The sequence below is a fragment of the Streptomyces otsuchiensis genome, from assembly GCF_004305975.1.
In the GTDB taxonomy this organism is placed as follows: Bacteria; Actinomycetota; Actinomycetes; order Streptomycetales; family Streptomycetaceae; genus Streptomyces; species Streptomyces otsuchiensis.
In genome coordinates, this window is sequence record NZ_BHZI01000302.1 from 1 (window position 1) to 6,505 (window position 6,505).

The window sequence follows — 6,505 nt, forward strand, 5'->3', positions numbered from 1 at the left end:
GTCCGCCCCTTGCCCCGTCCGCCCCTTGCCTCGTCCGCCCCTGAGCCGTCCGCCACACCCCACGTCGCCCGCCGGGCCGCGCGACACTGGACGAGGAGCCGGTTTGCCGGGCCCGGCCACCGGACAACAGCACAGCACCACCGCACCGCGCGACGACACCCCGCCGACGAGCGGCACCACCCGCCGCGCACGAGGAGAGACATCGTGATCAGGACCGTCCTCAACATCATCTGGCTGGTGCTCTCCGGCCTCTGGCTCGCCCTCGGCTACGCCGTCGCCGGCGTGATCTGCTGCATCCTGATCGTCACCATCCCGTGGGGCATCGCCTGCTTCCGGATCGCCACCTACGCGCTCTGGCCCTTTGGCTACCGCGTCACCCCCCGCCCGGACGCCGGGGTCGCCTCCGGGATCGGCAACGTCATCTGGCTGATCGTGGCCGGCATCTGGATCACCATCGGGCACGTGGTGGCGGGCATCGCCTTCTGCGTGACGATCATCGGAATCCCCTTCGGCTTCGCCCACTTCAAGATGATCCCGGTCTCCCTGATGCCGCTCGGCCGGCAGATCGTCCCGACCGACGCCGTCCCCTCCTACCACTGGTAGGACGTCCGCCCCTCCCGCCGCAGGCCGTTCCTAGGGCCTGACGGCGGTGTTCACCAGGCAGGACCTAGGGCACCCGCCCCATGTGCGGGCGGGTACTCAGCGGCGACGCTGAGCCCATGACCGCCCTCGCCATGCTGAAGGTGCCCGCCTTCCGGCTCTTTCTCGTCGCCTACGCGACCTCCCTGTTCGGGAGCCACATGGCGAGCGTGGCGCTGGTCTTCGCCGTGCTGGAGAGCGGAGGGACCGCCACCGACGTCGGTGTGGTCATGGCCGCGCGCATCCTCCCGCTGACCCTCTGTCTCCTGGCGGGCGGCGTGATCAGCGACCGGCTGCCGCGACGCACGGTGATGCTCGCGGCGGACGGGCTGCGCACCGTCAGCCAGGGCGGTATCGCGGTGCTGTTCGTGGTGGGGGAGCCGGGCCTGGCCCCCGTCCTGGTGCTCGCCGCGCTGACCGGCGTCGGCGAGGCGCTGTTCATGCCCGCCCTCAACGGCATCGTGCCCTCGCTCACCGACCGGAGGCGGTTGCAGGACGCCAACACCCTGCTTTCGATGACCCGTTCGGCGTCGGTCGTGTGCGGCCCCGCGCTGGCCGGGGTGCTCGTCGCCCTGTACGGGCCCGCCACGGTGCTGGTGATCGACACGTTCTGCTACGCGCTGAGCGTCGCGGCGCTGGCGCTGATGCGGGTCACCGAGGTCCCGGCTCCGGCACCGGGGGAGTCCTTCCCGCGACAGCTCGCCGCGGGCTGGCGGATCTTCCGCTCGATGACCTGGCTGTGGCTGTTCACCCTGCACGGAGCGTTCTTCAACTTCCTCGTCTGGGGCCCCTACCTGGTCCTGGGCCCGGTCGCGGCCGACAGCTACTACGACGGCGCCCGCTCCTGGGGTCTGATCATGGCCGGGTTCGGCGTCGGAGCGGTGGTCACCGGGGCGGTGCTGCTGGGGCGCCGCCCGCGCCGCCCGCTGGTGGTGATCACGGTGGCGGCCTTCGCGTGGGCCGCTCCACTGCTCGGCATCGTCACCGGCGCCGGACTGCCGCTGGTCGTCGCCGGGGCCATGGGCGCCGGGGTCGCGGCCGCGGTGATGGAGAGCCTGTTGATGACGACGGTCCAGCAACAGGTGCCCGCGCATGCGCTGTCGCGGGTGATGTCGTACACCACGCTGGGTGCCTTCGTGCTCGGCCCGCTGGGGCTGGTGCTGGCCGGTCCGGCCGCCGAGGCCACCAGCCTGCGGACCGTGCTGACGGTCGGGGTCTGCTGGCAGCTGGTGGCCTGCGCGGTCCTGCTGTGCGTCCCCGCGGTGCGGGCGGTGCGCGCCGACCGCCTCGCCACGCCGGCCCGCCCGGCAGCGGCCGGCGGTGCGGCGGGAGGTGCTGGGGGAGGGGCCGACCGGATGTGAGGAGCCACGCGTCCGCCGGGAGCTCCCGGGCGCGCGGAGAACGGACACGAAAAGGGGCGGGGTGCGCCGCACCCTGGGTCGGGCAACGGGCCGCTCGACCCAGGGTGCTGCGGACCCCGCCCCTTCGGCCGCCTGACCGTGTCGCGCGCGCTGCGTCGCGCTGCGCTGTGCCGAGCGCGTGACGGTGTCGACGGGCCCGGAGGGTCGCCGGGCACGAGGGGTCGGCACCCGGCGTGACGGGTGAATACTCCAGGTGTACCGGGAGAGGCGGAACGGTCCGCCCCTCGATGGATCTGGAGGCCCCATGACCCCCTCACCAGCAGCGGCCACCGACTACCCCGTCGTCCTCATCCACGGCCTGTGGATGACCCCGCACAGCTGGCAGGGCTGGATCGACCGCTACACGGAGCGCGGATACCGGGTGCACGCCCCCGCCTGGCCCGGAGTCTCCGCCCTGGACGAGGAACTGGACCACGACCGGGCACCGGAGGGCATCGGGGTCCAGGAGGTCGCGGACCACCTGGAGCAGTTCGTCGGCGGACTCGACGCACCGCCGCTGATCATCGGGCACTCCTTCGGCGGGCTGCTGACGCAGATCCTGCTGGACCGGGGATACGGACGCGCCGGCGTCGCCCTGCACTCCGCGCCGCCCAGGGGTGTCCTGCGCCTGCCGCCGTCCGTACTGCGCGCCTCCTGGCCCGTCCTGCGCAACCCGGCCAACCGGCACCGGGCGGTGCCGCTCACCGAGGCCGAGTTCCACTACGCCTTCGCCAACACCCGTTCGGCGGAGCGCTCCGCCGAGGTGCGGGCGCGCCTGGCGATCCCCGCGCCCGGCCGGCCGCTGTTCCAGGTGGCCTTCGCCAATGTGACCCCGGCCGCCCGTGCCGCGAGCCACGTCGACTTCCGCAACGGCCGGCGCGCGCCGCTGCTCCTGCTCTCGGGGGAGCAGGACCACATCGTCACGCCGTCGATGGTGCGGGAGAACCACCGCCGGTACCGCCGGTCCGGGGCGGTCACCGACTACCGCGAGTTCCCGGGCCGGGACCACCTCGTGGCGGCGAGCACCGGCTGGGAGGAGATCGCCGACCACGCGCTGAGCTGGGCGGAGCCACATCTGCCGGCCGTCCGGCGGTGAGCTACGGGGCGCGGGCGGTGCCGCGTCACTCCGGGTCCGGCGCGTCGTCCGACCCCCCGCACGCCTCGTCGCCCGGCTCGCCGACGCCGTAGCGGCGCTTGGTGGCGTCGTACTGGGCCAGGCGCCGTAGCGCGACCAGCGCGGTGTCCCCCAGCAGGGTGCCGATGATGACGGTTTCGGCGAGTTGCTCCGGGCCGCCGCTGAGACCGCCGATGTCGGCGGCGGCGATCTGTTCGCTCGCCGCGGCGTAGTCGTCCAGGCCCGCCGGGAAGCCGTGGTGGCCGAGCTGTTCCATCGTCGCCAGGGCGTCGGCGAGGGTCCGCGCGGCCGGGTGGTCCGGGGCGGCGTGCCAGCCGCGTGCGCGCAGCAGCTCCGCCACGCGCTGCGCGGCGCGCTCCCGCGCCTCCGGCGAGACGGTGGCGTCGGTGTGGTGCGATGTCACCGACTTCTGGGCGGCGCCCAGCACCCGGTGCGCGGGGTGTCCGGGGGAGGTCACCGCGTCCAGTACCTCCCGGACCTGTGCCACCGGCAGTCCGCCGACCGAGATCAGCGCCCGGATCAGCCGCAGCCGGCGTTCGTGGCCCTCCCCGTAGCTCGCCTGGTTGGGGCTGGTGAGCTCGCCGGGCGGCAACAGGCCCTCGCGGACGTAGTACTTGATGGTCGCCACCGCGACGCCCGTCCGCCGGCTCAGTTCTCCGATGCGCATGTCGCTCCCGTGCTCGCGTGCTCCGTGGTTCCGCGGCGCCTCGCTCCGCGGCCCGCCGCCTCCCACCCCGTGCCACCTCCGTGCGCGGCGCTTGCTGTGGCACCGCTCATCCTAGATAGTGGGGCCATCGGATAGCAGTGAGTGCTGCTATCCATAACCGGGGAGGGGTTCCCTCATGCTGCCCTCGATCAGTTCGTTCGCCGTGGCCTGGCGTCAATGGCACCGGCCGCTGATGCTCTTCACCGTCGCCATGGCCGCGCTGGCCGTCTTCTCCGCCGCCGGACTGGTGGTCGACGGCCGCACCGTCAACGGCGACCCCGTCTGGCTCAAGCCGCTGAAGTTCGCCCTCTCCTTCGGCGTCTACGGGCTCTCCGCCGCCTGGTTGCTGTCCCTGCTCCCCGCCTCGCGCACCGGACGCCCGGCGGGCGCGCGGACCGGCACCGCCCTCGCGCTCTGCTCCTTCCTGGAAGTGGCCCTGGTCGTCTTTCAGGCGGCACGCGGAACCCGCAGCCACTTCAACGGCGACACCGCCTTCGACGCCGCCGTCTTCAACGCCATGGCCGCACTCGCCGGGGGAATCTGGCTCGCCTCGGCGGCCGTCGCCGTCCTCGTCCTGCGGCACCGGGTCCCCGACCCGGCCCTCACCCTCGCCATCCGCGCCGGTCTGCTCATCGCCCTCGCCGGCATGGCCATAGCCTTCCCGATGGGCGGCGGGGCGCAGCACGACCCGGCCACCGCCTCACTGGGCGCCCACACGGTGGGCGCACCCGACAGCCCCGGCGGGCTCCCCGTCACCGGCTGGTCCCTGGAGGGCGGCGACCTGCGCGTGCCGCACTTCCTCGGAATGCACGCCCTGCAACTGCTGCCCCTGGTGCTGTGGGCGGTGGACGCCGGCGCGGCGCGCCGGCCGCGGCTGGCCCGGCCCGAGGTCCGCTACCGGCTGGTGCGCGCCACCGCGCTCGCGGCCGGCGGCGTCCTCGCCCTGGTCAGCTGGCAGGCCCTGCGCGGCCAGCCGTTCACCGCGCCGGACCTCGCCACCTGGACGGCGCTCGCCGTCCTCGGCCTCTCCGTGGCCGTCGCCACGCTGCACGCGGTCGCCGGGCCGCCACGGCGTCCTGGCGCGTCCGCGCCGCGCGCGGCGGACTCGGGAGAGGACTTGGGGGAGGGCCCGGGAGAGGACCCGGCGGGGGGCTCGGGTGTCCCGGGGGAGGTGCGCGCCGGAGCGCGCGCGGAGGCCGGTCCCGACCGGACGGAGGTGGACGCGTGAGTGAGCCGACCCTCTTCTCGCTGGCGTTCACGCTCGCCGCCCCGGTGTGGGCGCTGATGATCCTGCTGCCCGGGACCCGGCTCACCGACCGGGTCGCGGCCTCACCGCTGACTGTGATCCCGCTGCTGGTCGTCTACGGCGTGCTCGTCGCGCCGGTCCTCCCCGGGCTCTGGGCGGTCTTCTCCCGGCCCGACCTCGGCGGTTTCCAGCAACTCATGACCGAGCCCCGGGCGGCGAGCGCTCTCTGGGCGCAGGTGATCGCCTGGGATCTGCTCATCGGGCAGTGGATGTACCGCGAGGCGCGGAGGCTGCGGATCCACCCCGTGGTGATGGCCCCGGTGCTGGTCCTCGCCGTGTTGTTCTCGCCGGTCGGCTTCGCCCTGTTCCTGGCCGTCCGCGCGGCGCGTTCCCGCTCCCGGGGGCGCGCGGCGACGGCGGAGGAGCCGCGCGGCGGGCGCGGGGTCACGGCGGAGGGGGCGCGTGGCGGAGGCGAGGCGCCCGCGCGGGCCGCCGTCCACCCGCCGGAGTGAGGAAGAGAGGCCGCGCGCGGCGGGCCCGGGACCGGGCCCGCCACGCGGCGACGGCGCGCGGTGCGTGCGTCAGCGGTAGTTGACGAACTGGACCGCGAAGTCGAAGTCCTGCTCCTTGACCAGGCGCTGGACCTCCTGGAGCGCGTCCCGGCTCTTGGAGGTCACCCGCAGCTCGTCACCCTGCACCTGGGCCTTGACGCCCTTCGGGCCCTCGTCCCGGATGACCTTCGCGACCTTCTTGGCGTCGTCCGTGGAGATGCCCTCCTTGATGGTGGAGAACAGCTTGTAGTCCTTGCCGGACGCCTGCGGTTCGCCGGAGTCGAGCGCCTTCAGCGAGATGCCGCGCTTGATCAGCTTGGACTGGAAGATGTCGAGCACCGCGTTGACACGCTCCTCGGCGTTGGCCCGGATCTCGATCCGCTCGCCGGACCAGTCGATGGAGGCGCCGACACCCTTGAAGTCGTACCGCTGCGAGATCTCCTTGGACGCCTGGTTGAGCGCGTTGTCGACCTCCTGCCGGTCGACCTTCGAGACGATGTCGAAACTGGAGTCGGCCATGGTCGGGCTCCTCGTGCGTAGCTCGTGGAAAACGGTTGTCCGGTCGGCAAGCCTAGCCACCCGGTGTGGTCCGGGCCCTGCCGACAACCGGGTGGCGGACCACCCCGGTGCATCGGGTATGGTTTACCCCGTTGCCCAGCGGCGCGAATGCGCCGGGTGACAAACCCCAGGCGGTGTGCCCGAGCGGCCAAAGGGAGCAGACTGTAAATCTGCCGGCTCAGCCTTCCCAGGTTCGAATCCTGGCGCCGCCACACTGGGAACAGCAAGCCCCTGAACTGCGGAAACGCAGTCAGGGGCTTCTGTCGTTCC

7 protein-coding genes and 1 tRNA gene are annotated in these 6,505 nt (G+C 73.3%); 6 read left to right on the forward strand and 2 right to left on the reverse strand.

Annotated elements, in window-relative coordinates; translation table 11 throughout:
* The first annotated feature begins 207 nt into the window (after positions 1-207).
* The 3 genes from E0D90_RS22115 to E0D90_RS22125 all read left to right on the forward strand — a co-directional run bounded on the left by E0D90_RS22115 (position 208) and on the right by E0D90_RS22125 (position 3,135).
* On the forward strand, positions 208-603 hold the full coding sequence (locus tag E0D90_RS22115; RefSeq protein WP_103501263.1) for a YccF domain-containing protein: 396 nt from the start codon (positions 208-210) through the stop codon (positions 601-603).
* 116 nt (positions 604-719) lie between these two features.
* Positions 720-2,000, forward strand: coding sequence for an MFS transporter (locus tag E0D90_RS22120; protein WP_227870402.1), 1,281 nt, complete (start codon positions 720-722; stop codon positions 1,998-2,000).
* A 304-nt stretch (positions 2,001-2,304) separates the two neighbouring features.
* A complete protein-coding gene (locus tag E0D90_RS22125; RefSeq protein ID WP_103501828.1) occupies positions 2,305-3,135 on the forward strand; it encodes an alpha/beta hydrolase in 831 nt (276 codons plus the stop codon).
* Positions 3,136-3,160: 25 nt separating this feature from the next.
* Here E0D90_RS22125 and E0D90_RS22130 read toward each other — a convergent pair whose 3' ends face one another.
* Complete coding sequence (locus E0D90_RS22130; protein WP_130799793.1) at positions 3,161-3,841, reverse strand: MerR family transcriptional regulator; 681 nt, start codon at positions 3,839-3,841, stop codon at positions 3,161-3,163.
* 175 nt (positions 3,842-4,016) lie between these two features.
* On the opposite strand from E0D90_RS22130, the gene E0D90_RS22135 reads away from it, so the two are divergent.
* Positions 4,017-5,108 (forward strand): hypothetical protein, encoded by a 1,092-nt coding sequence (locus E0D90_RS22135; RefSeq protein ID WP_174856244.1) that lies wholly within the window; start codon positions 4,017-4,019, stop codon positions 5,106-5,108.
* Positions 5,105-5,638: an ABA4-like family protein gene (locus tag E0D90_RS22140; protein ID WP_130799794.1), complete on the forward strand. Its 534-nt coding sequence runs from the start codon at positions 5,105-5,107 to the stop codon at positions 5,636-5,638. The genes E0D90_RS22135 and E0D90_RS22140 overlap by 4 nt, the downstream gene beginning before the upstream one ends.
* 69 nt (positions 5,639-5,707) lie before the next feature.
* Here E0D90_RS22140 and E0D90_RS22145 read toward each other — a convergent pair whose 3' ends face one another.
* The gene (locus E0D90_RS22145; protein WP_103500361.1) at positions 5,708-6,196 is read right to left on the reverse strand and encodes a YajQ family cyclic di-GMP-binding protein; all 489 of its coding nucleotides are present in this window, start codon (positions 6,194-6,196) and stop codon (positions 5,708-5,710) included.
* 169 nt (positions 6,197-6,365) lie between these two features.
* Here E0D90_RS22145 and E0D90_RS22150 point away from each other — a divergent pair.
* Positions 6,366-6,447: transfer RNA gene (locus E0D90_RS22150), tRNA-Tyr, on the forward strand.
* Positions 6,448-6,505: the final 58 nt, after the last annotated feature.

Bases quoted from the DNA above. Each gene is read 5' to 3' on its own strand.
- E0D90_RS22120 (WP_227870402.1), top strand. From the start codon at position 720: ATGACCGCCCTCGCCATGCTGAAGGTGCCCGCCTTCCGGCTCTTTCTC.
- E0D90_RS22125 (WP_103501828.1), top strand. From the start codon at position 2,305: ATGACCCCCTCACCAGCAGCGGCCACCGACTACCCCGTCGTCCTCATC.
- E0D90_RS22130 (WP_130799793.1), bottom strand. From the start codon at position 3,841: ATGCGCATCGGAGAACTGAGCCGGCGGACGGGCGTCGCGGTGGCGACC.
- E0D90_RS22135 (WP_174856244.1), top strand. From the start codon at position 4,017: ATGCTGCCCTCGATCAGTTCGTTCGCCGTGGCCTGGCGTCAATGGCAC.
- E0D90_RS22145 (WP_103500361.1), bottom strand. From the start codon at position 6,196: ATGGCCGACTCCAGTTTCGACATCGTCTCGAAGGTCGACCGGCAGGAG.